Source organism: Crossiella sp. CA198 (assembly GCF_052078295.1).
Lineage (GTDB): Bacteria > Actinomycetota > Actinomycetes > Mycobacteriales > Pseudonocardiaceae > Crossiella.
Genome location: NZ_JBQJIM010000068.1, coordinates 1 through 1,612 on the forward strand (window position 1 = coordinate 1; position 1,612 = coordinate 1,612).

General features: G+C 66.8%; 1 protein-coding gene. It reads right to left on the minus strand.

From position 1 onward, the window contains the following. Window positions 1–36: 36 nt before the first annotated feature. Entirely contained in the window at window positions 37–1,368 is a 1,332-nt protein-coding gene (locus tag ACTOWY_RS44745) for an IS30 family transposase (RefSeq protein ID WP_441315690.1), read from the minus strand. Between the last annotated feature and the right edge of the window lie 244 nt (window positions 1,369–1,612).

The window sequence follows — 1,612 nt, forward strand, 5'->3', positions numbered from 1 at the left end:
GGCGGTTTCAAGGGGTCGTTGCAACACCGCTGTGGTTTAGGCGGTGAGTAGATCACGCAGACGCTCGGCTGGGGTGGCCCAGCCGAGCGTTTTGCGTGGACGGCCGTTGAGTTCCTGAGCGACGTGCTCCAAGTCCTCGGGACCGTGGACGGACAGGTCGGTGCCCTTGGGAAAGTATTGGCGTAGCAGGCCGTTGGTGTTCTCATTCGAGCCGCGCTGCCAGGGACTGGCCGGGTCGCAGAAGTAGACGGCCATGTCGGTGGCCATCGTGAACTGCTTGTGCCGCGCCATTTCGCAGCCTTGGTCCCAGGTCAGCGAGCCCCGCAGATGCCCGGGCAGCGTCGAGACGACCTTGATCAGCCCGTCCCGGACCGCTTCGGCGTTGTGCCCCTCGGGCAGGTGGACGAGCATCGTGTAGCGGGTGGCCCGTTCGACCAGGGTGGCGATGGCCGACCGGTTGCCTTCTCCCATGACCAGATCACCCTCCCAGTGACCGGAGACTGCCCTGTCCTCCGCCTCGGCGGGCCGGTCGCTGATCATGACCATCTCGTCGATGAACCGGTGGGTGCGCTGCCCGGGTTGCTTCTGGGGTTTGCGGCGGGTCCGCCCGCTGCGCAATGCCTGCGCGACCTCGCGTTTGAGTCCGCCCCGGGCCTGGAAATACAGGGCTTGGTAGATCGTCTCGTGACTCACGCGCATGTCCTCGTCGTCGGGGAAGTCCAGCACGAGCCTGTTCGAGATCTGTTCCGGGGACAACTTGCGTTCCAGGCCCGCCTCGACCTGGGCGCGCAGCGCGGTGTCGGTGGCCAGCTTGGAGGTCTTGGGCCGGGTGCGGGCGGCCGCGGCGTCCCGGTGTGCTTGGTGGGGGAGGTAGACCCCTTCGACGCTGTGGGCGGCGACCTCGCGGGAGACGGTGGAGGTGTTGCGGCCGATCCCGGCCGCGATCCGGGACTGGGTGTGCTTGTTGATGAGTCCATCGGCGATGGCCAGCCGGTCATCCAGGGACAGATAGCGTTGGCTGATCACCGTCTCGGCTGTGGAGGTCACGGAGGTGACGTACCGGGTTCCGGTGTCAGAGTCCACGACCACACCGCTGGGATAGACCCGTGTGTTGCCGCTCTTGCGGACCCTGTGACGCCAGTCCCGGGCTGTGCGGGGATGCACGCCCACTTCCCGGGCCGCACGGGCACTGGACCAGCCTGCCTCGATCAACTCCAGGAAACGTGCCTTGGCCTGGGGCTTGCTGATCGAGGTGGTTGCCTCTGTGAGCAGCCCGGCCGCGACGAGGATCCGCCGTGCCGTGCTGTGGCTGAGCCCGGCGGTCCTCGCGGCCCGGTTGACGTTGCCCGACTCGGTGAACACCGTCATGACCTGGTCGCGGTGCCATTGGGTGATCACTGTTTTGCTGGTGCCCGTGCCCCGGCCGCAGGCACGCAGGATGGCGTAGCAGCGTGAGCGTGTGATCCCCAGTGCCTGGCCGGCGGAGGCCACTGGCACGCCAGCGTCGATCATCCTCAGCAGCGTGTCACGGTGCTGGTGAAGGTCCTCCGAAAACGACATGGTCGTTGCAACCCCTCAGATCGAGGTGTTGCAACGACCACGTGAACCCGCC